Here is a 25,468-nt window from a genome sequence, read left to right on the forward strand (position 1 = left end):
CTAAAATTTCGCCAAATCTCTTATCGCCTTCGTGATTTTATCCGTATTCATTAAAAATTCTTTTTCAAGTGTCGGAGCGTAAGGCATGGCCGGCACATCGGGAGCTGCCAGCCTCCGGACCGGGGCGTCCAGGTCAAATAAGTTGTGTTCAGAAATGATTGCCGACACTTCACTCATAATGCTTCCCTCGAGGTTGTCCTCAGTGACAAGCAGTACCTTTCCTGTCTTAGCTGCTGCTTCTTTGACGGCTTCCCGGTCGACTGGATAAACGGTTCTTAGATCCAACAGATGCACATCTATGCCTTCGGCGGCAAGCGTATCAGCAGCCTGGCTGGCCAAATGCACACAAAGGCCGTATGTAATCACGGTGACATCCGTGCCTTCACGTTTGACTGCCGCTTTACCGAGTGGTACGGTGTAATCTTCTTCCGGCACCTCGTCCTTGAGCATTCGGTACGCACGCTTATGCTCGAAAAACAGCACTGGATCGTTGTCCCTGATGGACGCCTTCAGCAGTCCTTTTGCATCGTACGGCGTGGACGGAATCACTACTTTCAGGCCCGGCGTATTGGCAAACAGCGCCTCCACTGACTGCGAATGATAGAGGGCGCCGTGCACTCCGCCGCCAAACGGCGCCCGGATGGTGAGCGGACAGTACCAGTCATTATTAGAGCGATAGCGGATTTTGGCTGCTTCAGAAACAATTTGGTTTACTGCAGGCATAATAAAATCTGCAAACTGCATTTCTGCTACCGGGCGGAGGCCGTACATCGCTGCCCCTATGCCTACTCCGGCGATCGCTGATTCAGAGAGCGGCGTGTCGATAACGCGTTCGTCGCCGTACGTGCTGTGCAATTCTTCGGTCGCACGGAACACCCCGCCCTTCAGACCGACATCCTCGCCCAGGACAAACACGTTCTCATCCCGCGCCATTTCTTCTTTCATCGCTGTATTGATTGCCTGAATATAAGACATCACTGCCATATTAGTTCCCTTCTTCCTCGTAAACATACTGTCCAAGCGTTTCTACTGCCGGATACTCCGCTGCTTCAGCGGCGTCAGTGGCGGCATCTACCTCTTCGCGAATCCGCTGCTCCATGGCCTGTTCTTTTTCTTCGGTCAGGATGCCTTCGGTCCGCAGGTAGTTCGCAAAAGCTACGACCGCGTCGGTCTGCTTTTCCTCGTCCATTTCTTCGACCGTCCGGTACAGTTTATCATTATCATCGCTTGAATGCGGTGTAAGTCTTGCCACCATCGCTTCAACGAGGCTTGGTCCCTTACCGGCACGTGCCCGGTCCACTGCTTCTTTTACAGCCTGATACACTTCAAACGGCCTTGTCCCCTCTACGGTTACCCCCGGCATGCCATATCCTTTTGCACGGTCAGCAACATGTTCGCAGGCGAGCTGTTTGCTGAGAGGCACGCTGATAGCATATTTATTGTTTTCACAGAAAAATACGACTGGAAGATCATGAACGCCGGCAAAGTTCATGCCTTCATGGAAATCTCCCTGATTGGAGGAGCCTTCGCCAAAGGTAACCATCGTAACAAAATCTTTGTTTTTCATTTTAGCTGCGAGTCCAAACCCGGCAGCGTGGGGGACCTGGGTAGTTACCGGCGAGGACTGCGTCACAATCCGGTTCTTTTTCTGTCCAAAATGGCCGGGCATCTGCCGCGATTCAGAGTTAGGGTCTCCCTGTTTAGCGAAGGCCGCGAGCATTAAATCCTTCGCCGTCATCCCAAACGCCATCACAAGGCCAAAATCCCGGTAATACGGAAGCAGGTAGTCCTTATCACGGTCAAGCGCCATCGCTGCCGCTGCCTGTGCCGCTTCCTGGCCCTGGCAGGATACGACAAACGAAATTTTACCGGCGCGGTTCAGCAGCCACATTCTTTCATCAAGACGTCTCGCCTGCAGCATGATCTCATACATTGTGAGCGCTTCTTCGTCGCTTAAGCCTACTTCCCGGTGGGTACTGTATTCTTGAATCATATTCGTTGTTCCTCCTTATTTCATCCGTAATGAATGGCTTTTCCGTCTATCGCCAAAGCGCCTTCTGCATAGATTTCCGCCAGTGTCGGGTGGGCGTGCACGGCTCCTTGTATTTCAAGATAAGAAGCATTCATATAAACGGCAAGGGCGCCTTCGTTAATCAATTCGGTCGCTTTACGTCCCACAATATGGACACCGAGGACGTCTTCAGTATCTTTATCCACGATCATTTTTATAAAGCCTTCCGGATCGTTTTCTACCAGGGCTTTGCCTATTGTCTGAAAAGGGACGGTGCTCGTTTTGATTTCCAGGCCGGCGTCTTTGGCTTCATGCTCTGTCCATCCCACCGAAGCCATTTCCGGCTCCGAGTAGACGCAGGAAGGCACATGCTTATAATCCAGGGGCTCTGGATGGTTCCCGAGCATGTGCTCTACAGCAATAATTCCTTCACGTGAAGCCACGTGGGCCAGCTGCATGCCACCGATGACGTCCCCGATGGCGTACATGTGCGATTCCTTCGTTTGATACATGCCGGATGTCTGGATGAAGCTGTTCTGCACTTCGACTTCCGTGTTGTGGAGTCCCAGGTCTCCCGTATTACCGGTTCTTCCTACAGCGACGAGCATTTTTTCAGCCCCCAGGGTCTCTCCTGCCAAGGTACGGACAGCCAGTTCTTTGTTCTTCGTAAGCGAAGCAGGATCGAGCTCCGTATTTGTATAAATCCGGACGCCCTTTCGCTTCAATCGCTTTTCTGCTTCTTTTGAAACGGCGTGGTCCATCATTGGCAGCAGGCGTTCTCCAAGCTCTATCATCTGTACTTCCACGCCGAAGTCCTGAAGCATGGACGCCCATTCAACGCCAATCACCCCTCCACCGACAATGATAATTGACGAAGGGAGGGTTTCCGCTTCGAGCAGTTCCTCGGAGGATAAAATATATTCCCCGTCAATATCGAGTCCCGGCACAGTCGCCGGACGGGAGCCGGTGGCAAGCATAATTTGTTTAGGCTGCAGCATAATATTTTCCCCTTCGGTTTCTGTTTCTACTGAAATGGTACTTGCCGTTGGTGAAAATATAGAAGCCCCGAGGATGCGGCCGTGCCCGTAATATACATCCACCTCGTGCTTTGCTAACAGCTGCTGAACCCCTTTATGTAATTGTTGTACAGTCTGGTTCTTTTTCTCCCGGACTCTTCCGAACTGCAGCCGCACATTGTCTGCTTCGATGCCGTATGACAGGCTCTCCTGCATTGTTTTGTACATCTCTGCGCTTTTTAAATACGATTTACTCGGGATACATCCACGGTGCAGACATGTGCCACCAATGTCCCGTGCTTCTACTACCGCCGTCGATAATCCTCTTTTTGCCGCGTGGACAGCGGCAACGTATCCGCCTGTACCAGCTCCTAATATGACCAGGTCATATTCTTTAGCCATAAAAATTCCTCCTGCGGGCTTTCACCCAGGATTTTATTCGTTCATCTCTATTTTATTTTAATGGATTTTTCCGTTTCATCATAGCACGAAAATAGATCTGGTGAAGAGAAGTTTTACCGTTCGGGGATTATTATAGCATATTCCAAGGGCCGTCCCTAAGACAGATACCGGGCTGACATTAAAAAAAGCAGCGCTCAGGCTGCTTTACCGATTCGTTAAAATATGCCGGGAGTGAGGGAGAAACTGTTTTCTTGAGCGATTGACGGATTCGATTCGTTCTTCAGCCAAACGGTTTGCCGCCTGATATGATGGAATGCCGTCACGTTTCGCAATTTCAAACACCCGGGCAATGTTATCGTAGATGCCATCGACTTTTTTCAGGGCCCGTTCCCGGTCGTACCCATACAGTTCGTCAGCAATGTTAATTACGCCTCCTGCATTTATAATATAATCCGGTGCGTAAACGATTCCCTGCTCTTCTAAACGATTGCCATCTTCTTCTGTCTGCAGTTGGTTATTGGCAGCACCCGCTACAACTTTGGCCTGCAGGCGTGGAATAGTACGGTCGTTCAGTCCACCACCTAAAGCACACGGACTGAAAATATCACACGCTACATCGTAAATGTCCCCCGGGGCCACCACTTTTGCTCCGTAGGCTTGAACGGCTCGCTCCACCGAAGCTTCCCGGATGTCCGTGACAATTAAAGAAGCTCCTTCTTCATGAAGAAACCGGCACATTTCAAACGATACGTGGCCGACGCCCTGGACCGCAATTGTTTTACCAGAAAGCTCATCAGTACCAAAAGCTTCCTTTGCCGCTGCTTTCATCCCCTGATATACACCACGGGCAGTAACTGGCGAAGGATTTCCGCTCGAACCAGAAGCTGCAGACAGGGAAATACCGGTCACAAAGTTCGTTTCTTCGTGGATAATATCCATATCGTGCTCTGTTGTTCCCACATCCTCTGCCGTAATGTAGCGGCCGGCAAGGCCTTCAATATAGCGGCCGAATGCACGAAACATTTCTTCGTTTTTATCCGTACGGGCGTCTCCCATAATTACGGCTTTTCCCCCGCCAAGATTCAGCCCGGCCGCTGCATTTTTGTAGGTCATGCCCTTAGCGAGGCGCAGCACATCTTCAAACGCTGCTTCCTCGTTATCATACGTCCACATTCTCGTTCCACCCAGGGCTGGCCCGAGTGTCGTATCATGTATGGCAATAATTGCTTTTAATCCTGAGTTCCGGTCCTGGCAGACTACTACCTGCTCATAGTCGTGCATCTCCATGCGTTTAAACAATTCCATTTTGCATGCTCCTTTTGTATAAACTCATATTTATATCTGCTCTGTGCGCAAACGATCAGATACCACTGCGATAAATTCACTATTTGACGGTTTATACGGCAGAGCGCTGTCCTGGCTCCATCCAAATAAATCAGAAATAGCATGCGTATGGCCACGGTCCCACGCTACAACAATGGCATGTCTTAACGCCCGTTCAACACGGCTTGGTGTCGTCTGAAACTTTCGGGCGATTTCAGGATACAACTGCTTGGTTACTGCATTAATCATGTGCATGTCTTCCATCACAAGCTTCACTGCTTCCTGCATATACACGTAGCCTTTTATGTGCGAAGGAATGCCAACATATTGGATAATATCTTTTATCCGCTCTTCCATGGACTGCTGGGCGGCTATTTTTACTGGGATCGTACCGGTTAACACTTGTGAATTTAAGCTTTCCCTGTGCACGTCCCGGATGTTTGCCATCAGTGCCTCCATATCGAAAGGCTTTAAAACGTAATAAGCGGCTCCATACTCCACTGCTTTTTTTGTTACATCCTCATGGCCAAATGCAGTTAACATAATAATTTTCGTGTTAATGTTATGTTTATTCTTTAAGGCCGTTAATACAGACAGGCCGTCCCGGTGCGGCATAATGATATCTAAAAGCAGCACTTCCGGCTGCTCCTGTTCTACTACCTCAAGGGCTTCTTCTCCATTGTGGGCCGTACCTGCTATCTCCATGTCTTCCTGCTCTTCTATATGTTCGATCAATACCTCAACAAGCTCTTTGTTATCATCAGCTACCGCGACCCGTATCATTTTCCCCCGCCCTTCTGCCACTCTCTTTCTCTCTCAACATTATTTTACCATAGCGTGTCGCATAGAAAAAGACAACTTTGATAGTTGTCTTTCTCAAGTGGACATATTCTTTTGGGGTTACACATTGCTTTTCGCCTTCTCTGCCATCTGCAGCAGCTCAGTGGCGTTTTCTCTCGTTAAGGCTGTCACCTCAACTCCAGAGATCATCCGGGCAATTTCATCGATCTTATAATCAGCGGTTAACGGAGTCACAATTGTTTGGACTCGTTCTGCTTTTTCTTCTTTTTGAATATACAAATGACTGTCTGCCATCGCAGCCACCTGTGGGAGATGGGTGATGCATAGTACTTGAGAGCCTCTGGACACCAAATGGATTTTTTCTGCAATCGCCTGGGCCACCCGGCCGCTGACCCCAGTGTCCACCTCGTCAAAAATCAGGGAGGTAACGTGCTGGAAGCCGGATAGAATAGTTTTCAGTGCCAGCATGATCCTGGAAATTTCCCCGCCGGAAGCTACCTTTGCGAGCGGTTTCAATGGTTCACCGGCATTGGCGGAAATAAGAAATTCAATCTTGTCGGCTCCCTTTTCATTAAACACCCACGTCTCCCCCTCCTCCGTTTGATAGGACTTTCCCCGGCTGAGAGGTGATATCTGCACTTCCATTGTAGCTTTTTCCATATAAAGGGCCTGAAGCTCCTGCTGCACGCTGCCTGCGAGGGCGTGCCCTGCCTGCCTCCGCAGATCGGTTAATGTTTTCGCTTCGGCAATCAGCTCATCTGCCGCCTGGGAAAGAGCCTGTTCGTACTCAGCGATACGTTCTTCTTTATTGGCAAGCGAATCGATTTCTTCTTCAATCTTTGAGGCATAAACTAAAATATCCTCAACCGAATCGCCATATTTTCGTTTCAGCTTATTCAACTCATCAAGCCGGTTTTCCACCTCATTTAACCTCTCCGGATTAAACGCCATGGAATCAGCCTTATCCCGGAGTGTAAACGTCGCTTCTTCCATCATGTAGTAGGCCGAGCTGACCGATTCGGAAAGGCCCCCCAGATCCGTATCGATTTCTGCGGCTTCTTCTACGCTCGATACTGCCATGCCGGCCCAGTCGAGTGCTTTTCCTTCACCATACAGGTGGTCATATGCACCGCGAATCGCCTCGAAAAGCTTTTCGCTGTTGGCGAGAATATGGCGTTCTTTTTCCAAATCTTCGTCTTCTCCTGGCTGCAGGCCGGCAGCTTCAATTTCCTGGAGCTGATATTGAATAAAATCCAACCGGTTTGCGGTTTCCTGATCACTTTCTTTCAACTGCTTCAATTTTGCCTGCAGCTGGTCGAAGCGATGATAGCGTTTTTGATAATCTTCGAGGGCTTCTTCCAGCTCTGTTTTCCCGAAGCGGTCAAGCATCTGCTGGTGACGCTCCGCGTGCATTAAATCCTGGTGTTCATGCTGCCCGTGGATATCTACGAGACTGTGGCCGGTTTCTCTCAATACCGCAAGGGTAACCAGTTTGCCGTTAATCCGGCAGATGCTCTTGCCCTGATGAGTGATGTCCCTGCGCAATACGACCATGTCGTCTTCAATCTCAATGCCTGCGGCTTCTAATTTTTCAACTGCGGGGTGGTTATCCTCCAGGCGGAACAGCCCTTCCATTTCCGCCCGTTTCTCTCCGTGGCGTACATATTCAGCCGAACCCCTTCCACCGATAAGCAGGCCGATCGCATCAATGATGATAGATTTCCCGGCTCCTGTTTCACCGCTTAATACCGTTAATCCATTTTCAAATGAAACGGTTAACTCCTCGATAATGGCAAAATTCTTGATGGAAATTTCTTCAAGCATTTCTGTACCCCATTTCCAATTAGCATTAAAGCATTTCTAAAAACCGGTTGACAATTTCCGGGGAATTTTCTTTCTGCTTGCATATAATAAGTATCGTGTCGTCTCCGCAAATGGTTCCCATAATGTTTTCCCAGTCCAGGTTATCAATGAGAGCACCTACTGCATTGGCGTTTCCCGGCAGTGTTTTCATAACAATTAAATTTTCAGAATGATCGATGCCGACAAAGCTGTCCACGAGCGCTCTTTTCAGTTTTTGCATTGGATTAAAACGCTGATCGGCAGGCAGGCTGTACTTATATCTGCCGTCAATCATCGGCACCTTCACTAAATGAAGCTCCTTAATATCCCGTGATACCGTCGCCTGAGTTACGTTGTAGCCATCTCCCCGGAGTCTCGCTACTAAATCGTCCTGTGTTTCTATATCTGTATTTGAAATTAATTCTCTGATTTTTATGTGCCTTTGTCCCTTATTCATCCCGAAACCTCCCGTGCAAAACTACTTTCATCATAACTATTTCATTATAATTATACAAGTTTATGAGTAAATAGCACGCTCCGTTTTAGGAATTCTTTTGATGTTATGGCCTGAATAGAAAAAAACGCCGAAAAAGATCGGCGTCTACGAAGGTTCAAGTTTTTTCTTAAAGGAGTCATGTGCTTCCCGGACTACAGCAGCTATACGCTCTTCTCCAGGCAGCGGATGTTCACTGCTTGATACAGAACCATAGAGCAAATATTCTATGTTGCCATCTCCCCCGGTTATGGGGGAGAAGTCAAGCGCTTCCGGCATTAGGCCGGTGTCTTCTGCTGACTGAAGTATTTTCTTGAGCACCTCCCTATGAACTGCCGGGTCCCTGACAATACCTTTTTTTCCGACTTTATCACGGCCTGCTTCAAACTGCGGCTTGACCAGCACGCAAAAACCGGCATGCTTTGCGAGTACCTGTGGCATCACAGGAAAAAGCTTTTCCAGCGAAATAAAAGACACATCAGCGATCAGTATTCCGGGCACGCCACGTGCCAGCTGGCTTTTCTCAAGATGCCGAAAGTTCACCCGTTCCATCACCTCTACCCGCGGGTCCTGGCGCAGCTTCCAGGCGAGCTGATTGTAGCCGACATCCAGGGCATACACCAGTGAAGCCCCGTTTTGCAGTGCACAGTCGGTAAAGCCTCCGGTTGAAGCCCCGACATCGAGTACGACGGCATCCTGCAGATCCAGCTGAAACGAGTGAATGGCTTTTTCGAGCTTTAAGCCTCCCCGGCTCACGTAGGGCATCTGCTTTCCCTTCAAGCGTAAAACTGCTTCATCACTAATTTTTGTCCCGGGTTTATCCACTACTTCATCATCTGCCAGTACAAGGCCTGCCATGATTGCCCTTTTGGCTTTTTCCCGGGAATCAAACAGCCCCTTCTGTACTATCAGCGTATCAATTCGTTCTTTATTCATCCCCGGATATTTGTTCTTTCTTTGCTGGTCATCGCCATCACCTTTTCCACTACCTTCTCGGAAGTGAGCCCTAATTCTTCATAAAGCTCCGGCACGCTGCCGTGTTCCACGTAGTAGTCGGCAATCCCCATCCGGCGGACCGGCAGCGAGTCATGCTCATGGTCTGCCATATATTCAAGCACTGCGCTTCCAAAGCTTCCCTTTAGTGCTGCTTCTTCTACTGTCAGCACCGGCTTGCCTTCTTCAGCCAATTCTTCGAGCATTTCATCATCAAGCGGTTTCGCGGAACGGGCATTAACAATACGCACACTTGTGCCGCGCTCGCTCAAGACGGCCGCTGCCTCCTCTACGATCGGAAGCATCGTTCCAAACGAGAGGATCGTACAGTCTGTCCCTTCCCGGACGATTTCCCACTTGCCGTAAGGAATGAGTTGAAACTCTTCGTCCATTTCCACTCCGAGACCATTACCGCGCGGGTACCGGACAGCTGTCGGGCCGTCGTCGTTATGAAAGGCCGAATACAGCATATGCTGCAGTTCATTCTCATCCTTAGGCATCAGAATTTTCATATTCGGCAGATGCCGCAGGTAAGCAATGTCAAACACTCCCTGGTGAGTTTCCCCGTCCGCACCGACTAAACCTGCACGGTCGATCCCAAACAGCACATTCAGGTTCTGGCGGCACACATCATGCACAAGCTGGTCGTAGCCCCGCTGAAGGAACGTGGAATACACACCAAATACCGGCTTCATTCCCTGGGTGGCAAGCGCGCCGGACATTGTTGTGGCATGCTGCTCGGCAATGCCTACGTCAAACATGCGGTCCGGAAATTTTTCTGCAAACGTATCGAGTTTCGTGCCGCCGGACATAGCAGCTGTTACGGCAACAAGCCGCGGGTCCATCTCTGCTATTTTTTGCAGGGTATTGCTGAATACGGCACTGTACGCTGGGGCTGCTGCCGGCTTTTTAATTACTTCACCAGACTCTATTTTATATGGCCCGAGCCCGTGCCAGGTGCCTTTAGCATCATTTTCTGCCGGCGTGTAGCCTTTACCTTTTTTGGACAATACGTGTACTATCACCGGCCCGTTGGTATCTCTCGCGTATTTAATATTGGCATGCAGGTCGTCGAGGTCGTGACCATCCACAGGCCCGAGGTACGTAAAACCAAGCTCTTCGAAAAACATACCGGAGAGCACCATCTGCTTCATACTGTCTTTCATCCGATCGGCATAGGAAGCAAGCTTCGAACCGAAAGCAGGAATTCTGCGCAGCATATGATCTACGTCTTCTTTCGTTCTGCGGTAAGTACCAGCGGTGCGAATGCGGCCGAGCATACTGTGAAGTGCTCCTACGTTCGGCGAAATCGACATTTCGTTGTCGTTAAGAATAATCGTGAGATCAGTTTGCTCATGGCCAATATGGTTCAGCGCTTCAAGAGCCATGCCACCGGTAAGAGCCCCGTCACCGATAATGGCTGCTACTTTGGAATCCCCGCCTTTCAGCTGATTCGCAAGCGCCATTCCTTCGGCTGCAGACAACGACGTTGAGCTGTGGCCGGTCTCCCATACGTCATGTTCACTTTCGGAGCGTTTGGGAAAGCCGCACAGCCCCTGATACTGACGCAGCGAATCAAAGCGGTCCGCCCGCCCCGTCAAAATTTTGTGTACGTATGACTGGTGGCCGACGTCCCAGATAAGTTTATCTTTGGGCGTATCATACAGCTGGTGCAGAGTGAGTGTTAATTCCACTACTCCGAGATTCGGGCCAAGGTGGCCGCCAGTGACGGATAATTTTTCAATTAGAAAGGCACGTATATCTTCACCCAGGGCTTTTAGTTCTTTATCGTTGTACTGCTTCATGAATCCAGGGTCTTGGATGGTTTCCAGGTTCATTTAAATCCCCCTACCTGCTATGTTTTTCTGTTGATGATTTCCATCTTCTTTTCTTTGGAATCAGCTTAATTTTCAGCTTATTTTCAATAAAATACAAGATTCTTCCGACCTGAAAAACGATATTGTTCGCATACGTAATCGCAAATGTTTTTCCAAGTGCTTTTCCGCTGACTGTGAGCGCTGCCACGATAGCTGTAAACACAGTACTGAGGATCAGCTGGCCATTGGAGCTGTTATTTGTTCCAATGGTCATACCAAGCTGTACAACAACTGCCGAGCTGGCTGTACCACTTACAACTCCGCTGATATCACCAATTACGTCGGCACAGAAGTTTGCAACCCTGTCGGCATTCCGCTGAATAAACACACTGTGGGATGCACCGGGAACTTTTTTAGCAGCCATTGCATTAAACGGCCTCGGCTTTGCCGCTGTAGCGGCCACGCCGATCACGTCAAAGACAACCCCGGTAAATACGATAATCAGCACGACAATCATGCCGATCGCCCAGCCGACTCCTGACAGTACTGCCGTTGAAACTACTGAAAAGATAGCTGCGAGTATCAGGGTGACAAATCCAATTAACGTGCTCCATCGGAGCGATTTTCTCCATAAACTATTCATCTTTACTTATCACCAAATTCTTTGTTTTTATCATAACGTACATTTCGTTCTTTTAATATCATTTTGTGTTATGGCCTGATTGTTTATACCCTAAATGGTTCATATTTACGCTTTTCTCCCTGTGCGAGCCTTCCGTAAAAGAAAAAAGCGCCTGTCAGCGCTTCTTCAACTGCTTATGTATAAAGTTGAATGGTCGCCCAGAGCGTAAACCTTGTGGCTTAGGTCCAGTAGGGTTTCCCACCAGGCAGCCAATTCGTCGCCGAATTGGTGGTTTCCCTTTAATGCCTGGTGAACGCCGTCACCGGCAGTTCGACTGAATTACCACTTAGACCACACTGCAATCCACTCTGGACGTGCGTCAAACAGCCTAGGAGTTTTCCTCGGCAGTTCCGTGCCACTTTCTTATCCTCTTTTGCAGAACAGGTTTCAGTTGTTGGGTCCCATACCAGTTGGCCGACCGGTATGATACCAATAGAACAACTTCCCCGCTGTTCCACTCAAGGCAGGCTACGCTGTTGAAAGGTCTTCCCTTGGCCTTTACAACAGGTCTTACCGCAGGATGCATCCGGGACGGTATCCGTCTTCCGGGATGACCCGGATACATTACTGCAGCCTCCACGGCGAAAGGGTTCACTCCCACATGCCATTGTGGATCGCCCTTACGCCTTAACTCCCAGCACCGACCCAGGGCTGGGCGCCGCAAGCCGACGCCAGGAACTTCATCGATGTGCCCTTCAGCGGATTTTTAGGCCCGCCTTCGAAAATGGAGAACCGACTAGGATACTGCACCATTCAACTTTTCAGCCTTATTTTAGCACGGTTTGACTGTCATGAAAACTAATCCGCTCTTTTTTTAGTGGTTTCGCTGCCCAATATAATGTAGAAAGGAGACTAAAAGAGAAGTATCTACTGTCATCAGCCCAAGCAATTTTTCGGCCTCTCCGATATGATAGGTAAGTTTTTCTTTTGCCCCTTCGAGCGTGAGGAGCTTAGGGTACGTACTTTTTTCTTTCGATTCATCGCTACCGGAGGATTTCCCCATTTCTTCGAGAGAGCCTTCCACATCCAGAATATCGTCCTTAATCTGAAAAACGAGACCAAGCTCCCGTCCAAAAGCACGCCAGTTTTCCACGTCTGTGTTCGGGGCTTCTGCTATTAATGAACCGGAAACGACTGCGTATGTCAGCAGGGCCCCTGTTTTATGATGGTGAATGTATTCGAGCTCTTTTAGGTTCAACGCCTGCTTTTCACCTTCCAAGTCGGCCATTTGGCCGCCAACCATGCCTTCGCCTCCGGAGGCCCCAGCCAGTTCCTGAACCAGCTGAAGACGGGCTTCAGCTGAGGCTGGACGCCCCGCCTCAGCAACCCAAGTAAATGCTGTCGTCTGCAGCGCGTCTCCAGCTAAAATGGCAGTTGCTTCTCCAAACTTCCTATGATTCGTCGGCTGGCCGCGGCGCCAGTCGTCATCATCCATCGACGGAAGATCATCATGAACAAGTGAATACGTATGAATCAATTCCACGGCAGAGGCTGCCGGGAGGTCTTCTTCTTCCACCGGGCGGTAGCATTGCAGTACGGCCAGTGCCAGCAGTGGCCGCACACGCTTCCCCCCTGCTTCGAGAGAATACAGCATTGCTGCTTTTAGTGTATCTGGTGTTTTTAACATACTCACCCAGTCAGTCAAAGCTTCGTCGACAGACGGCCGGTAGGTTTCAAAAAAATGCTGGAGGTCGACACTCATTCGTCCGGGGCCTCATTTTCAAGCGGTGTTACCTCGCCGTTTTCATCCACGATTTCATCCATTTGTTTTTCGACCTTTTGCAGCTTTTCATGGCACGTATTGGAAAGCGTCATGCCTTCCTGATACATCGTAATTGCTTTTTCTAAAGGTACTTCGCCTTCCTCAAGCCGTTCCACGATCTGCTCAAGCTTTTCCATCGCCTGTTCAAATGTTTGTTCCTGTTCTGCCAAAATTACCGCTCCTTTTCCGGATGGGAAAGCGCCTCAAAGCCGTCTTCCCCTTTTTCTTTAATTTCACATTGTAGGTAACCATCTGTCACATACATTCTCAAGCTGCTTCCTTCGTCTGCCTGGGCAATCGAAGACAGCACCTTATCATTTTCATCGTAAGCAACATTATACCCGCGTTGCAGAATGGCGAGTGGATTCAGCAGTTCAAGTGCCTGCAGCGACTTTGTAAAAGTCGCCTTTTTTCGCTCCACCTGCTGGTTCATCGCCTTTTGCAGCCGGGCCCGCTTTTCGTGCATTCTCTCGCGTTCAAGTTCAATTAAACGCTCAGGATGCTGGCGCATAAGCCGTTTTTCCATTTCTTCAAGCTTCTGCCTGCTTGTTTTCACTGTCTGGAACGTCTGCTTTTCCAGCCGCTCCATCACCCGGTCAAGGTCCTGTTCCTTTTGTTCGAATAAGCGCGCCGGATATTTAAACGCGTACGAACGCCGGAGCTTGGCAAGCCGGGTCCGCTGCTCCTGAACTTTATAATGCATCTGCCGGTGCAGGCGGTTTTGCATCTGGCGAATTTTCTCTTCAAGCTCGCTGACCATTGGCACAGCTATTTCCGCAGCAGCAGTCGGTGTAGCTGCCCGTACATCGGCTGTAAAATCGGCGATGGTGACGTCTGTTTCGTGGCCCACAGCAGAAATAACTGGTACATTTACATTCCGGATAGCCCGTGCCACCATCTCTTCATTAAACGCCCAGAGATCCTCAATAGAACCGCCTCCGCGCCCGACGATGACTAAATCCGCACTACTCATTTTTTCCACTCTTTCCAAAGCCCGGGTGACTGATTCCGGAGCCTGCTCCCCCTGCACCAGCACAGGGAATAACGTAATTTTTACTGGCGGGAAACGACGCTTAAGGGTAGAAATGATGTCCCGTATGGCTGCCCCGGTTGGCGACGTTATAACAACTATATGTCTTGGAATAGCCGGAAGCATACGTTTTTGATCCGCTGCAAACAACCCTTCTGCTTCGAGCTGCTTTTTCAGCTGTTCAAACCGCACATACAGCTGCCCGATGCCATCCGGTTCCATCGCGTTTACATACATTTGGTACTGCCCAAAAGGCTCATATACGGACACGCTTCCTGTCACCAGAACCTTCATTCCGTTTTCCGGCAGGAACGAAAGGTTTTTGTTTTTTCCGGCAAACATGACTGCTGATATTCTCGCCTGTTCGTCCTTTAGGGTGAAATACATATGGCCTCTACTGTGCTTTTTAAAATTCGAAATTTCTCCGCGGAGCCATACCTTCTGAAGCCCCGGGTTCTGTTCGATAGAACGCTTGATGGCACCTGTCAGCTGGGAAACGGAAAGCCATTTATCCGCAGGCGACTGCATATCTTTAAGCCCCCTGCCGGTGGAATCGTTTTGCAGACTGCAGCGTATTGTAAAGAAGCATCGTAATCGTCATCGGCCCGACTCCTCCCGGCACCGGTGTGAGATATGAAGCCTTCTCGCTCACTTCTTCAAAATCAACATCTCCGCACAGCTTTCCATCATCTTTGCGGTTCATGCCAACGTCTATAACGACAGCTCCCGGTTTAATATCTTTGCCTTTTACGAATTCCTGTTTGCCGATCGCTGCAATCAAAACATCCGCCGACTGCATATATGACTCCAGGTCTTTTGTACGCGAGTGACAATAGGTGACCGTAGCGTTTTTATTCAGCAAAAGCTGTCCCATTGGCTTTCCAACGATATTGCTGCGTCCGAGAACGACAGCATGTTTACCCTCAATCGGGGCGCCGACGTATTCGAGCATTTTAATAATGCCGTACGGCGTACATGGAAGAAAAGCCTCCTGGCCGGTCATCATTCGTCCAATATTGATAGGATGAAATCCATCTACGTCTTTGTCCGGCGAAATGGTTTCAATTACTTTCTTATCTGAAATATGATCCGGAAGCGGGAGCTGCACAAGAATTCCATGAATTTCTTCATTGTCATTATATTCTCTTACAATCTGGAGCAATTCCTCTTCAGTAACGGATTCCGGCAGTTCTTTTAACTCTGAATGGATGCCGACTTCTTTAGAGGCCTTCTGCTTTCCTTTGACATACGACCTCGAAGCCGGATTATCTCCTACTAAAACTACGGCGAGTCCCGGTATTTGCTCTCCATTATTCCAGGAAGCGACTTCCTTCTTGATTTCTTCACGCAAAGAAGCTGCTACTTCTTTGCCGCTGATCAGCTGGGCACTCATTCACTCTCTCTCCCTTCACGTTCACAATCACTTAAAATATTCGACAACACGCCGTTGACAAATTTCCCTGCCTCCACACCACCAAATGCTTTGGCCAGCTCAATAGCTTCATTGACGCTGACATGCAGCGGAATATCAGGCACATATAACATCTCATGTACGCATTCTCTTAAAATAGCACGGTCCACGTTCCCAACCCGTTCAAGAGTCCAGTGTTCAAGCTGATCTACGAGCCGTTCATCAATTTCTACAAGGTGTTCCCATACACCATGCACCGCAGAAATCAGAAATTCATCTGCTTCTTCATCCTCGAGCATGGAATTTTTTATTGCCTGGTCTGCATCAACATCTGTAATATCCATCTGGTACAGTGCCTGTACGGACCGAAGCCTGGCTAAACGTCGATTCATTTCGTGTTCTCCTTTTCTCCTATGTACCCGGAGCCGTATTCGTAAATGAAAGAAGGACGGCTCCCCCGAAAAGCGGTTGCGGGACAGCCCTCCCTGGTCATTTTTCTTGTTCCTGTAACGGCTGCTCTTCTTCAGGGAACTGCAGGCCGATAATGTGTACGTTCACCGCCTCGATGTGAATATCAGTCATCCCCCGTACGGTCTGCTGAATGTTTTCCTGGACCTGCTTAGCCGTAACGGGCACAGAGCTTCCGTAATGCATCAGCATGCTGATTGTCACCACTGCCCCGTGTTCAGTAAATTCTACCTTCACGCCTTTGCCATATGATTTCCGGCCGAAACGCTCTGCTACATCATCTGCGATGCTGCCCTGCAGACCGTATACCCCCTCGACCTCAAGTGCGGCAATGCTTGCCACTACTTCAATCACATCCCGGGCGATCTCAATATTTCCCAGACTTTCTTTTTCTTCATCTATCGTAAGCAGCGTGTATTCGCTCACAGCGCTCCCCGCTTTCTATGCAGCATGATTTTATTCGTCCTGCTCCGCCTCTGCTTCTGCTCTTTCTTTTTCTTCCGCTTCTTTTTGCTTTTGGACGTACTCGTATTTATACTGGCGGAACACGGGATATTCAGAAAGATTATCAGGGATCTTTCCCTTTTCAAGTAGAATCAATTTGACAATATCTTTGTTGCGGGCCATATGATATTTTTCTCCATACTCGTTTTCTTCAGCGAATTGTTTAATGCTTTGATAGTCTTCTTCCTGAATGGACACTGTATATTCATGGCCAGGTTCTCCGTACTCATGTTCAAAGCCTATTTCAAATTCCACGATCTGTATTTGGTCGCTTTTCATGTTGCGGGTCTGTTCAAGCACCGCTTTTGCGCCTTCCGTTAAATCATTCCATTCCATATAATAGCCTCTCTTTCCGTATTACCGCTCAAAATTCCATTCCATTATATCACGGTGTTTCTGCAATTTCACCGGTCCACAGCCGCCTGCGTGTATTGTTCAAGAAAAAACGGCCTCCCCAATGGCAGGCCGTTTGTTTTTAGGCACGGGAGGCGTATGCGCCGGTTCTTGTATCGACAACGATCCGCTCGCCTTCTTCAATGAAAATAGGGACCTGTAGACGGTATCCGGTCTCTACCACTGCCGGTTTGGATCCTCCGGACTGGGTGTTTCCTTTAATGCTCGGGTCTGTTTCTTTAACTTCGAGCTCTACCGTATTAGGCACTTCAACACCAAGCGTTTCTGTACCGTAGCTGGTAATAGACACTTCCATGTTTTCTTTTAGAAAGTTTAATTCATACTTCAACTGCTCGCTCGTCAACTCCATTTGATCAAACGTTTCCATGTCCATAAATGTATGCACGTCGCCGCTAGCGTACAAGTATTGCATTTTCCGGCGTTCAATGTGTGCATTATTTACTTTTTCACCAGCGCGAAAAGTTTTTTCCTGAATGTTGCCCGTACGCAGACTGCGAAGCTTCGAGCGGACAAATGCAGCCCCTTTTCCAGGCTTTACGTGCTGGAATTCGACAACTGTCCAAATATCGCCGTCTGTTTCAATGGTGAGCCCTGTTTTAAAATCGTTAACTGAAACCATAAACGTTCCTCCACTCTTCAATTGATCGATTATTACTATATCACAGCTGCCCGGTTTTTTATATGCAATCCCGGTTAATTGCCGACGATCGTGAGCTCTTTTGCAGAGTAGCTAAGCTTCCGGCTGCCGGTTTCGGTGATAAGAACGTCGTCTTCTATACGAACTCCTCCAAGCTCCGGCACGTATATCCCCGGTTCAATAGTAATTACCATGCCCGGTTCGAGCTCTACATCGCTTTTCGGAGAAACGCCGGGCTGTTCGTGCACTTCCATCCCAAGGCCGTGGCCGAGACTGTGGCCGAAGCGTTCACCGAACCCTTCTTTATTAATGTGATCTCTTGCAATGGCATCTGCTTCTTTCCCGGTCATGCCCGGCCCCACCTGCTCTACAGCTTTCATCTGGGCTTCGTAAACCGTCTGGTATATTTTTTTCATATCATCATTTGGTTCACCGACAGCGAGCGTTCTCGTGATATCCGAGCAGTACCCGTCCACGTAGGCCCCAAAATCAAGTGTCACAAGCTCCCCGTCCTCTATCACCTTATCGGAAGCGATACCATGGGGAAGGGCTCCTCTCCATCCGGAAGCAACGATAATATCAAAGGAAGAGCCCGCTGCACCGTTTTTTCTCATATAAAATTCCAGTTCGTTACTTACATCAAGCTCGGTCATATTCGGTGCAATGATCGATTTGATATGTTCAAACGCATCTTCAGCGATATTGACCGCTGTCTGCAATTTTTCGACTTCCTCCTTTGATTTGTAGGCACGCTGCTTTTCTACGATTCCTGAAACCGGGGAAAGCGATCCGCTTAGTTTTTCTCTCATATCTTCAAACTGCGCATAGGTTACATGCTGCTTTTCAAACCCAACAGAGCTTACGTCCTCGCTTTGGGCAATTTCTTCGACCGTATCCCAGGCTGAGCCCTTCTGTTCGATAACATCGAAATCGAGCGCTTCATCGTTAGCCTGCTCTACGTAACGAAAATCTGTAATTAGGTGAGCCGATTTTTTTGTAATAATCAGCGTACCGGCCGAACCGGTAAAACCACTTACATAGCGTCGATTATAGGGGCTTTGTATAACAAGCGCATCAAGTTTTTTGTGCTCAAGCTCTTCCCGGATACGTGCTGTGATCTCATGCATTACCGACACCTCTTTTTGGATTAACTTTGCTTCCTTGTTTATCGTAACACAACGCGCGGTAAGGAAACAGACTTCGAGAAAGAGGTGGGCTTCTTCTATATATCACGTGTATTCTCATTAGATTATGGGAATGGTATTAATACAGTGAGAGAATGTTTAAAAGTAGCGCTTTCCATATCTTTATTGTAAAATTTAAGTATTAATTCAATTAACGCTTTTATCCACCCCACGCTTTAGGCCTCTGCAGAATCGTTGTCATTTCTCCGCATTGTTTTACAGCATTACTCAGCGGGTATGGAAATAAATCTTCTTATTAATCTGTACAAAGAATAGAAGGACACCTGGGCATTACTCATATATACTATTACATGTATTACGCACTCAGCTTTTTATATAACTACCTCTGGCCGCTGGTAACGCAAAAAATTTTTACGAAATGAGAGGTGTGTTCCATGCAGCAAGCGCTAAAAAACCCTATTGCTACTGTTGTGCTGGGACTTGCCATTTTAGGGGTGGGTTACCGGCTCGTAACAGATCCGCTCGGTCTGCTTCTCTACCTTGTTATTGGTGCAGCTATCGCTGTTGGTTTATATTTCCTTTTCACAAGAGTCATCATGAAGCGCGCGATGATGAACCAATACCAAGCTGGCTCTAATGCTGCCTCCGGTCGTCCCGGATCTGCAAAAGGAAATCAGGCTAAAAATTTTAAACAAGCCCAGAAGCAGCAGAAGAAAAAATCGGCTAAAAGTTCCAGTAAACGGCGTAACGAGGCAAACCTGAAAGTGATTCAGGGAAACAAAAACCGAAAAAAAGACCGGGCGTGACAAACGCCTGGTCTTTTTTTATTCATACGAGCGCTGGATGTCCCTCAGTGCCTGTACCCGCTCGCTGTCGTCTTCAAAATACTGCAGAACGTCTCCAATACGGTCGATGGCATCCCAGCTGAGATGGTGTTCAATTCCTTCTACATCTGCATATATTTTGTCCTCTTCCACCCCGATAATATGTAAAAACTTTTCGAGCAGCTCATGCCTGTAAACCAGTCGTTTACCTATTTTATTTCCTTTTGAAGTCAACACAAGCCCCCGGTACCGTTCGTAAATCAGATATTCCATTTTATCGAGCTTCTGAACCATTTTTGTTACAGAGGAAGGATGTACTTCCAGCGTTTCTGCAATATCTGATACCCTTGCATACCCTTTTGATTCGATCAATTGATAAATCCGCTCTAAATAATCTTCCATACTAGGAGTCGGCATCGGGACCCTCCAATAAATATGATAAAAACTGTTACACAAAAAAATTGGCTTTCTTTATTTTAACGAAACTATTTCTAAAAAACAAACCTTCTTTTTCTTATAATTAACCCTTATTTCTAATTTGCCCTCAGGAAAATTTTTTGTTCGATAATTAATTTCCTCGCATTTGAAGAGCTTTTCTTTTGTTCAACACTGCATTCTTGTACAATATAAAGTATTGAAGGAGGCAGCATTCATGAGCTATGTGATGTATAACGAATCCATTATTCCCAAAGAGGAAGCCGCTATTTCCTTTGACGATCGCGGTTATTATTTTGGCGACGGCATTTATGAAGTGATCCGGGTGTACAACGGAAAATTGTTTCTCCAGGAAGGGCATCTCGAACGGTTTCAGGACAGCGCTTCTAAACTCGATTTGACAGTCCCCTACTCCCCTGACACGATGAAGTCGCTTCTTCGCCGTCTGATTGAGAAAAACGGACTTACTACGGGATATGTCTATTTTCAGCTGACCCGCGGTATTCAGGCCCGGGATCACTTGTACCAGCGCGGAACAGCCCCGGTGTTAACCGGCTTCACGAAAGCTTCCGAAGTGCCATTTGCTAAACAGGCTGACGGCATAAATGTGTACGCCACAGAAGACATCCGCTGGCTTCGCTGTGACATTAAAACCATTAACCTGCTCGGAAACGTGCTTGCCAAACGGGCCGCGGAAGATCACGACTGTGCGGAGGCGCTTCAGCACCGCGGAGAGGTTATTACGGAGGGCTCCTCTACCAATGCCTTTATCGTTAAAGACGAAACGGTCATCACTCATCCGCAGAGCAACTATATTCTTGAAGGTATTACTAAGCGCTACGTCCTTCAGCTGGCAAAGCAGTTGAATATTCCCGTCGAACAACGCCCGTTTACTATCGACGAAGCCATACAGGCTGACGAAATGTTTATGACGAGCACTTCGATTGAGATCGTGCCCGTCCGTTCTATTAAAGGCTCATTTCAAGCCGAGTACGGAAACGATCCAGTAACGAAGGAGCTTCTTGGAGAATTCCGCCGCGAAGTCGAGCTGTTCGAATCCGGGGACACCCAGCCGCTTGTTACCTACAACTAATTGGCCGCAACATCCCTTATATAAACGACCGCCCCGGGGGCGGTCGTTTGTTTTTTAATTGAGAGAGAACATCAGCGCCTGAAATTCCACTCATCGGTCTCGTATCGTTCTGCTGCCAGCGCCTCTACTTCTTTCTCCTGGTCCGCAGTTAGCTGATACTCTTCAAGGTCGGCATGCAGACCGTCGGCAAATCCTTCTTTAAAAGCACTCCTCAGATCTTCCAGCGTGAATGGTTTGTCTGTAAGCTCGTTGATCGCGACGGCTTTATTTTTAAAAGCCTGCTGCATTCTTTCCCGAACGCGCTCACTCGGATACTTAAACAAATCAAATAACTTGTCCTCATCCAGGTCCAGAATAATTGATCCGTGCTGCAGGATGACCCCGCGCTGTCTTGTCTGGGCACTTCCGGCAATTTTCCGGTCCTCTACGACCAGCTCATACCATGACGAGGCGTCAAAACAGTTAGCCGAACGGGGATTCTTTAACGAGTCTTCCTCCTCCTTCGTTTTCGGCACGGAAAAATAAGCATCCAGGCCAAGCTTTAAAAACCCCTGCAAAATTCCTTCCGAGAGTACCCGGTAGGCCTCGGTCACCGTTTCCGGCATTTCCGGATGATCTTCTGAAACAATAATGCTGTAGGTCAGCTCCTGATCGTGCAGAACCGCCCGGCCTCCCGTCGGCCGGCGCACAAAACCTACACCGTGCTTTTCCACTGCCTCCATATCAATATCCTTTTTTGCCTTCTGAAAGTAACCGACTGACAGCGTCGGCGGATTCCATCCGTAAAACCTTATCACCGGCGGAATTTGCCCTTCACTGTGCCACTGCAGCAGTTTTTCGTCGAGAGCCATATTATAGGCCGGCGACCGGTTGCCTGAATCTATAAAAAGCCAAGTATCTTTTGCCATTAACGTTCATCTCTCTTTCTCAATTTTTCCATTTCCATTGTAGCAGAGATCACTGCGTTCCATATATAAAAATGACTGCCCATTAATTAGAAATCTGGCAAAGCAACGGGGTTATGCGTTATAATTAATTTGCAATCGACCTGGAAAGAGGTGAAATAATATATATGATATTTGAATGGTTATGGGTAGTGCTCATTGCAGTATTAGTTTTTCTGATTGTACGCCGGTTTGTCGGACCGAAGGACTTAACTGCATTACCACAGGAAGATTTTATCAAAGGCTATCGTAAAGCCCAGCTTATCGATGTGCGTGAGCCGAAAGAATACGATGGCGGCCACATTCTCGGGGCCCGGAATATTCCCGTTTCGCAAATGAAGCAGCGGATGGTTGAAATCCGGGAAGACCAGCCTGTTTATTTATACTGCCAGTCTGGCATGCGTTCAAAGCAAGCCGCAAAGCTGATCAAAAAGCATAAGGGAAACCGGGATATTTACCACCTGAAAGGCGGATTTAAGCGCTGGACAGGCAAAATCAGTAAAAAGAAAAAAAGCGCATAATTAAAGGGAAGAGCAGGCGCTGCTCTTCCCTTTTTGTGTTTAATTTTCCTTTTATCGTTATTTCATGGATTTGAGCGAGGTTTCAGTATTATACGTCAGTACCGGTTTTCGTGCTGCCAGCGTCTCATCCAGTCTTCCGACTACGGTAGTATGAGGCGCTTCCTGTACCATTTCCGGGCTCTCCTCTGCCTCCCTGGCAATTTCAATCATGGCATCTGCGAAGGCATCAAGCGTTTCCTTGGCCTCGGTTTCAGTCGGCTCAACCATCATGCACTCTTCGACATTAATCGGAAAATAAATCGTTGGCGGATGATAGCCGTAATCCAGCAGTCGTTTAGCTATATCAAGCGTTCGTACTCCAAGCTGTTTCTGCCGCCTTCCTGATATAACAAATTCGTGCTTGCAGTGACGGCCATACGGAAGGTCAAAATACGGCTCGAGCCGTCTCATTAAATAATTGGCGTTCAGCACTGCATATTCCGAAACTTTTTTGAGTCCCTCTGCACCCATCGTCCGGATATAGGTATAAGCACGTACGTTAATGCCAAAGTTCCCGTAATACGGCTTTACGCGGCCGATGGAATGCGGACGGTCTTTGTCCCAGTAGTACTTATCATTTTCTTTCGTGAGTACCGGCCCGGGCAGATAAGGGATCAGCTCTTTTTTTACGCCCACCGGACCGCTGCCGGGACCGCCGCCTCCGTGTGGGCCGGTGAATGTTTTATGGAGATTTAAGTGTACAACGTCAAAGCCCATATCTCCGGGCCTTGTGATGCCCATGATAGCATTGGAGTTGGCTCCGTCGTAATATAAACGCCCGCCAGCCCGGTGAATCATCTCCGCTATTTCCATAATGTCTTCTTCAAACAGCCCAAGCGTGTTTGGATTCGTGAGCATAAGGGCAGCCGTTCTTTCGCCCGTAACTTCTTTTAGATGCTCAAGATCCACCAGGCCCCGGGCGTCCGTCCGGACCGTCACATGATCAAATCCTGCCACTGTTGCTGAAGCAGGGTTCGTTCCGTGCGCAGAGTCGGGGACGATCACTTCGGTGCGTTCCGTTTCACCGTTTGCTTCGTGAAGCGCCCGTATCAGCATCAGGCCGGTCCACTCTCCCTGGGCGCCGGCTGCCGGCTGCAGAGTGACTTCGTCCATGCCGGTTATTTCAGCCAGGGCCTGCTGCAGGTCGTGCATCATTTCGAGATTCCCCTGCACCTGAGTCTCCGGCTGATACGGATGCGTCGCGGCAAATCCAGCCATGCGGGCAGTTTCTTCATTGATCTTCGGATTGTATTTCATTGTGCAGGAGCCGAGGGGATAAAAACCAGAATCCACCCCGTAGTTCCGGTTCGACAGGGCCGTATAGTGGCGTACTAACTGGAGCTCGGACACTTCCGGGAGCGCCGGTTCTTCGTTGCGGATACTAGCCTCCGGCAAAATGTCACTTAGGCTTTGCTCAGGAATATTTGTTTCGGGAAGCGAATACGCTACCCGGCCTGATTTGCTCTGTTCAAAAATTAATGGCTGGTTAGGCTGTTTCATGTACAAGCACCTCCAATTGGTCGGCAAAGGTTTCAAGCTGTTCTCTTGTCCGAAGTTCGGTCACACATACGAGCATCTGGCCTTTTTTATCCGCTGAAACCTCCCCTAAATCATAACCGCCAATGATTCCATGCTGAAATAATTGTTCATTTACCTCCGATGCCGGCCGGCCGAGATTGATGACAAATTCATTAAACGACGGTGATTCGTGGACCACCTGTATTCCTTTTTGCTTTAGCAGCTGCTTTAAAAAGTGAGTACCTTTAATATTTCGTTCTGCTGTTTCCCTCAAACCTTTTTTACCGAGAGCTGTCATCGCTACAGAAGCCGCCAACGCATTCAGAGCCTGGTTCGAGCAAATGTTGGAGGTCGCTTTATCCCGGCGGATGTGCTGCTCTCTTGCCTGGAGGGTCAGTACGTAGCCGCGGCTTCCGTCTTCATCTTCAGTCTGCCCGACAAGCCGTCCGGGAACTTTTCGAATGTGTTTTTTGGTAGTCGCGAAAAAACCACAGTGCGGTCCGCCAAACTGCATCGGGATGCCAAGCGGCTGGGCGTCTCCCGCAACAATATCCGCCCCAAAGTGTCCAGGGGGCGTCAGTATGCCCAGGGACAGAGGGTTAGCAGAAACAATCATTAAAGAATTTTCTTTGTCGGCTGCCTGTCTTACAGCCGCTAAATCTTCAATGGTTCCGTAGAAGTTCGGGTATTGTACAATTACTCCTGCGGTATCAGCATCGATCGTCTTTTCAAGCTTATCCAGATCCGTGCGGCCATCTTTTTCAGGAACAATTTTCACTGTAAGGCCGGGGCCTGCCGCATAGGTTTTCAATACATCGAGCGCTTCAGGATGGATGGTTTCTGATACTACAATGGTCCGCCGTTTCCCTCTGTTCTCACTCGCAGCCATCAGCGCTGCTTCAGCAAGCGCTGTTGGCCCGTCATACATTGACGAATTAGCGATATCCATTCCCGTAAGTTCACTGATCATCGTTTGAAATTCAAATATTGCCTGCAGCTCGCCCTGCGAAATTTCAGGCTGGTACGGAGTATACGCCGTATAAAATTCTGAACGCCGTAGCACGTGGTCGACGACCGTTGGTATATAATGCTCGTACACCCCTGCTCCGAGATAGGATACACAGTCCTGCACGTTAGCGTTCCTGTCACTAAGGCGTTTCATTTCCTTTAGAAGGTCCGTTTCCCCAAGAGCCTTTGGCAGATCCATTTCTCCGGCAAAGCGAATATTTTCCGGCACATCTTCAAATAATTCATCGATGGCATCCACGCCAATTGTTTTGAGCATTTCTTCTTTATCTTCACCAGTGACCGGCAAATAGCGATAATCCATTTTTGACGCCTCC

General features: G+C 48.5%; 26 protein-coding genes. 3 read left to right on the forward strand and 23 right to left on the reverse strand.

The genetic code is table 11. The annotated features are described in order from the left end of the window. The 19 genes from B5066_RS15325 to B5066_RS15420 all read right to left on the reverse strand — a co-directional run bounded on the left by B5066_RS15325 (window position 1) and on the right by B5066_RS15420 (window position 18,733). A complete protein-coding gene (locus B5066_RS15325) occupies window positions 1-984 on the reverse strand; it encodes an alpha-ketoacid dehydrogenase subunit beta (RefSeq protein ID WP_079476768.1) in 984 nt (327 codons plus the stop codon). A 1-nt stretch (window position 985) separates the two neighbouring features. After that, complete coding sequence (locus B5066_RS15330; protein ID WP_079476769.1) at window positions 986-1,993, reverse strand: thiamine pyrophosphate-dependent dehydrogenase E1 component subunit alpha; 1,008 nt, start codon at window positions 1,991-1,993, stop codon at window positions 986-988. Window positions 1,994-2,013: 20 nt separating this feature from the next. Beyond that, complete coding sequence (lpdA, locus tag B5066_RS15335; RefSeq protein WP_079476770.1) at window positions 2,014-3,429, reverse strand: dihydrolipoyl dehydrogenase; 1,416 nt, start codon at window positions 3,427-3,429, stop codon at window positions 2,014-2,016. A gap of 204 nt (window positions 3,430-3,633) precedes the next feature. Next, the gene (locus B5066_RS15340) at window positions 3,634-4,734 is read right to left on the reverse strand and encodes a Leu/Phe/Val dehydrogenase (protein WP_079476771.1); all 1,101 of its coding nucleotides are present in this window, start codon (window positions 4,732-4,734) and stop codon (window positions 3,634-3,636) included. A 30-nt stretch (window positions 4,735-4,764) separates the two neighbouring features. Next, window positions 4,765-5,535 (reverse strand): sporulation transcription factor Spo0A, encoded by a 771-nt coding sequence (gene spo0A, locus B5066_RS15345; RefSeq protein WP_079476772.1) that lies wholly within the window; start codon window positions 5,533-5,535, stop codon window positions 4,765-4,767. A 117-nt stretch (window positions 5,536-5,652) separates the two neighbouring features. After that, entirely contained in the window at window positions 5,653-7,377 is a 1,725-nt protein-coding gene (recN, locus tag B5066_RS15350) for a DNA repair protein RecN (protein ID WP_079476773.1), read from the reverse strand. 25 nt (window positions 7,378-7,402) lie between these two features. After that, complete coding sequence (ahrC, locus tag B5066_RS15355) at window positions 7,403-7,852, reverse strand: transcriptional regulator AhrC/ArgR (RefSeq protein ID WP_079476774.1); 450 nt, start codon at window positions 7,850-7,852, stop codon at window positions 7,403-7,405. A gap of 144 nt (window positions 7,853-7,996) precedes the next feature. Further along, window positions 7,997-8,824 (reverse strand): TlyA family RNA methyltransferase, encoded by an 828-nt coding sequence (locus tag B5066_RS15360; RefSeq protein WP_079476775.1) that lies wholly within the window; start codon window positions 8,822-8,824, stop codon window positions 7,997-7,999. After that, on the reverse strand, window positions 8,821-10,719 hold the full coding sequence (gene dxs, locus B5066_RS15365) for a 1-deoxy-D-xylulose-5-phosphate synthase (RefSeq protein ID WP_079476776.1): 1,899 nt from the start codon (window positions 10,717-10,719) through the stop codon (window positions 8,821-8,823). The genes B5066_RS15360 and dxs overlap by 4 nt, the downstream gene beginning before the upstream one ends. Before the next feature lie 10 nt (window positions 10,720-10,729). Further along, complete coding sequence (locus tag B5066_RS15370) at window positions 10,730-11,341, reverse strand: hypothetical protein (RefSeq protein ID WP_079476777.1); 612 nt, start codon at window positions 11,339-11,341, stop codon at window positions 10,730-10,732. An 853-nt stretch (window positions 11,342-12,194) separates the two neighbouring features. Beyond that, a complete protein-coding gene (locus B5066_RS15380) occupies window positions 12,195-13,082 on the reverse strand; it encodes a polyprenyl synthetase family protein (RefSeq protein WP_079476779.1) in 888 nt (295 codons plus the stop codon). Next, entirely contained in the window at window positions 13,079-13,312 is a 234-nt protein-coding gene (gene xseB, locus B5066_RS15385) for an exodeoxyribonuclease VII small subunit (protein ID WP_261763971.1), read from the reverse strand. The genes B5066_RS15380 and xseB overlap by 4 nt, the downstream gene beginning before the upstream one ends. 2 nt (window positions 13,313-13,314) lie before the next feature. Continuing rightward, complete coding sequence (gene xseA / locus B5066_RS15390) at window positions 13,315-14,700, reverse strand: exodeoxyribonuclease VII large subunit (RefSeq protein WP_079476780.1); 1,386 nt, start codon at window positions 14,698-14,700, stop codon at window positions 13,315-13,317. A gap of 4 nt (window positions 14,701-14,704) precedes the next feature. Then, window positions 14,705-15,565, reverse strand: coding sequence for a bifunctional methylenetetrahydrofolate dehydrogenase/methenyltetrahydrofolate cyclohydrolase FolD (gene folD, locus B5066_RS15395; RefSeq protein WP_079476781.1), 861 nt, complete (start codon window positions 15,563-15,565; stop codon window positions 14,705-14,707). Further along, window positions 15,562-15,975, reverse strand: a complete 414-nt coding sequence (gene nusB / locus B5066_RS15400) for a transcription antitermination factor NusB (protein WP_022793584.1) — start codon at window positions 15,973-15,975, stop codon at window positions 15,562-15,564. The genes folD and nusB overlap by 4 nt, the downstream gene beginning before the upstream one ends. Window positions 15,976-16,072: 97 nt before the next feature. Continuing rightward, window positions 16,073-16,477 carry an Asp23/Gls24 family envelope stress response protein gene (locus B5066_RS15405; RefSeq protein WP_079476782.1) on the reverse strand — a complete coding sequence of 135 codons (405 nt, stop codon included), beginning with the start codon at window positions 16,475-16,477 and terminating at the stop codon, window positions 16,073-16,075. A gap of 30 nt (window positions 16,478-16,507) precedes the next feature. Beyond that, the gene (locus tag B5066_RS15410) at window positions 16,508-16,891 is read right to left on the reverse strand and encodes a hypothetical protein (protein ID WP_079476783.1); all 384 of its coding nucleotides are present in this window, start codon (window positions 16,889-16,891) and stop codon (window positions 16,508-16,510) included. Window positions 16,892-17,030: 139 nt separating this feature from the next. Next, window positions 17,031-17,588, reverse strand: a complete 558-nt coding sequence (efp, locus tag B5066_RS15415; protein WP_079476784.1) for an elongation factor P — start codon at window positions 17,586-17,588, stop codon at window positions 17,031-17,033. Window positions 17,589-17,662: 74 nt separating this feature from the next. Next, entirely contained in the window at window positions 17,663-18,733 is a 1,071-nt protein-coding gene (locus B5066_RS15420) for a M24 family metallopeptidase (protein WP_079476785.1), read from the reverse strand. A gap of 452 nt (window positions 18,734-19,185) precedes the next feature. Between B5066_RS15420 and B5066_RS15425 the strand changes: the two genes are divergently transcribed. After that, window positions 19,186-19,557 carry a hypothetical protein gene (locus B5066_RS15425; RefSeq protein WP_079476786.1) on the forward strand — a complete coding sequence of 124 codons (372 nt, stop codon included), beginning with the start codon at window positions 19,186-19,188 and terminating at the stop codon, window positions 19,555-19,557. Between the two features lie 18 nt (window positions 19,558-19,575). On the opposite strand, the gene mntR is transcribed toward B5066_RS15425, so the two are convergent. Continuing rightward, window positions 19,576-19,992, reverse strand: a complete 417-nt coding sequence (mntR, locus tag B5066_RS15430; RefSeq protein ID WP_079476787.1) for a transcriptional regulator MntR — start codon at window positions 19,990-19,992, stop codon at window positions 19,576-19,578. Window positions 19,993-20,227: 235 nt separating this feature from the next. On the opposite strand from mntR, the gene dat reads away from it, so the two are divergent. Then, complete coding sequence (gene dat / locus B5066_RS15435) at window positions 20,228-21,103, forward strand: D-amino-acid transaminase (protein ID WP_079476788.1); 876 nt, start codon at window positions 20,228-20,230, stop codon at window positions 21,101-21,103. A 71-nt stretch (window positions 21,104-21,174) separates the two neighbouring features. On the opposite strand, the gene B5066_RS15440 is transcribed toward dat, so the two are convergent. Then, a complete protein-coding gene (locus B5066_RS15440; protein ID WP_079476789.1) occupies window positions 21,175-22,011 on the reverse strand; it encodes a lipoate--protein ligase family protein in 837 nt (278 codons plus the stop codon). Window positions 22,012-22,175: 164 nt separating this feature from the next. Between B5066_RS15440 and B5066_RS15445 the strand changes: the two genes are divergently transcribed. Further along, on the forward strand, window positions 22,176-22,568 hold the full coding sequence (locus B5066_RS15445; RefSeq protein ID WP_022793593.1) for a rhodanese-like domain-containing protein: 393 nt from the start codon (window positions 22,176-22,178) through the stop codon (window positions 22,566-22,568). A 57-nt stretch (window positions 22,569-22,625) separates the two neighbouring features. On the opposite strand, the gene gcvPB is transcribed toward B5066_RS15445, so the two are convergent. Both gcvPB and gcvPA read right to left on the reverse strand, forming a co-directional pair. Beyond that, window positions 22,626-24,107, reverse strand: a complete 1,482-nt coding sequence (gcvPB, locus tag B5066_RS15450) for an aminomethyl-transferring glycine dehydrogenase subunit GcvPB (protein WP_079476790.1) — start codon at window positions 24,105-24,107, stop codon at window positions 22,626-22,628. Then, the gene (gene gcvPA / locus B5066_RS15455) at window positions 24,094-25,455 is read right to left on the reverse strand and encodes an aminomethyl-transferring glycine dehydrogenase subunit GcvPA (protein WP_079476791.1); all 1,362 of its coding nucleotides are present in this window, start codon (window positions 25,453-25,455) and stop codon (window positions 24,094-24,096) included. The genes gcvPB and gcvPA overlap by 14 nt, the downstream gene beginning before the upstream one ends. Window positions 25,456-25,468 lie beyond the last annotated feature (13 nt).

The sequence above is a fragment of the Marinococcus halophilus genome (assembly GCF_900166605.1).
Lineage (GTDB): Bacteria > Bacillota > Bacilli > Bacillales > Marinococcaceae > Marinococcus > Marinococcus halophilus.

Bases quoted from the DNA above. Each gene is read 5' to 3' on its own strand.
- B5066_RS15325 (WP_079476768.1), bottom strand. From the start codon at position 984: ATGGCAGTGATGTCTTATATTCAGGCAATCAATACAGCGATGAAAGAA.
- B5066_RS15330 (WP_079476769.1), bottom strand. From the start codon at position 1,993: ATGATTCAAGAATACAGTACCCACCGGGAAGTAGGCTTAAGCGACGAA.
- lpdA (WP_079476770.1), bottom strand. From the start codon at position 3,429: ATGGCTAAAGAATATGACCTGGTCATATTAGGAGCTGGTACAGGCGGA.
- B5066_RS15340 (WP_079476771.1), bottom strand. From the start codon at position 4,734: ATGGAATTGTTTAAACGCATGGAGATGCACGACTATGAGCAGGTAGTA.
- spo0A (WP_079476772.1), bottom strand. From the start codon at position 5,535: ATGATACGGGTCGCGGTAGCTGATGATAACAAAGAGCTTGTTGAGGTA.
- recN (WP_079476773.1), bottom strand. From the start codon at position 7,377: ATGCTTGAAGAAATTTCCATCAAGAATTTTGCCATTATCGAGGAGTTA.
- ahrC (WP_079476774.1), bottom strand. From the start codon at position 7,852: ATGAATAAGGGACAAAGGCACATAAAAATCAGAGAATTAATTTCAAAT.
- B5066_RS15360 (WP_079476775.1), bottom strand. From the start codon at position 8,824: ATGAATAAAGAACGAATTGATACGCTGATAGTACAGAAGGGGCTGTTT.
- dxs (WP_079476776.1), bottom strand. From the start codon at position 10,719: ATGAACCTGGAAACCATCCAAGACCCTGGATTCATGAAGCAGTACAAC.
- B5066_RS15370 (WP_079476777.1), bottom strand. From the start codon at position 11,341: ATGAATAGTTTATGGAGAAAATCGCTCCGATGGAGCACGTTAATTGGA.
- B5066_RS15380 (WP_079476779.1), bottom strand. From the start codon at position 13,082: ATGAGTGTCGACCTCCAGCATTTTTTTGAAACCTACCGGCCGTCTGTC.
- xseA (WP_079476780.1), bottom strand. From the start codon at position 14,700: ATGCAGTCGCCTGCGGATAAATGGCTTTCCGTTTCCCAGCTGACAGGT.
- folD (WP_079476781.1), bottom strand. From the start codon at position 15,565: ATGAGTGCCCAGCTGATCAGCGGCAAAGAAGTAGCAGCTTCTTTGCGT.
- nusB (WP_022793584.1), bottom strand. From the start codon at position 15,975: ATGAATCGACGTTTAGCCAGGCTTCGGTCCGTACAGGCACTGTACCAG.
- B5066_RS15410 (WP_079476783.1), bottom strand. From the start codon at position 16,891: ATGGAATGGAATGATTTAACGGAAGGCGCAAAAGCGGTGCTTGAACAG.
- efp (WP_079476784.1), bottom strand. From the start codon at position 17,588: ATGGTTTCAGTTAACGATTTTAAAACAGGGCTCACCATTGAAACAGAC.
- B5066_RS15420 (WP_079476785.1), bottom strand. From the start codon at position 18,733: ATGCATGAGATCACAGCACGTATCCGGGAAGAGCTTGAGCACAAAAAA.
- B5066_RS15425 (WP_079476786.1), top strand. From the start codon at position 19,186: ATGCAGCAAGCGCTAAAAAACCCTATTGCTACTGTTGTGCTGGGACTT.
- mntR (WP_079476787.1), bottom strand. From the start codon at position 19,992: ATGCCGACTCCTAGTATGGAAGATTATTTAGAGCGGATTTATCAATTG.
- dat (WP_079476788.1), top strand. From the start codon at position 20,228: ATGAGCTATGTGATGTATAACGAATCCATTATTCCCAAAGAGGAAGCC.
- B5066_RS15440 (WP_079476789.1), bottom strand. From the start codon at position 22,011: ATGGCAAAAGATACTTGGCTTTTTATAGATTCAGGCAACCGGTCGCCG.
- B5066_RS15445 (WP_022793593.1), top strand. From the start codon at position 22,176: ATGATATTTGAATGGTTATGGGTAGTGCTCATTGCAGTATTAGTTTTT.
- gcvPB (WP_079476790.1), bottom strand. From the start codon at position 24,107: ATGAAACAGCCTAACCAGCCATTAATTTTTGAACAGAGCAAATCAGGC.
- gcvPA (WP_079476791.1), bottom strand. From the start codon at position 25,455: ATGGATTATCGCTATTTGCCGGTCACTGGTGAAGATAAAGAAGAAATG.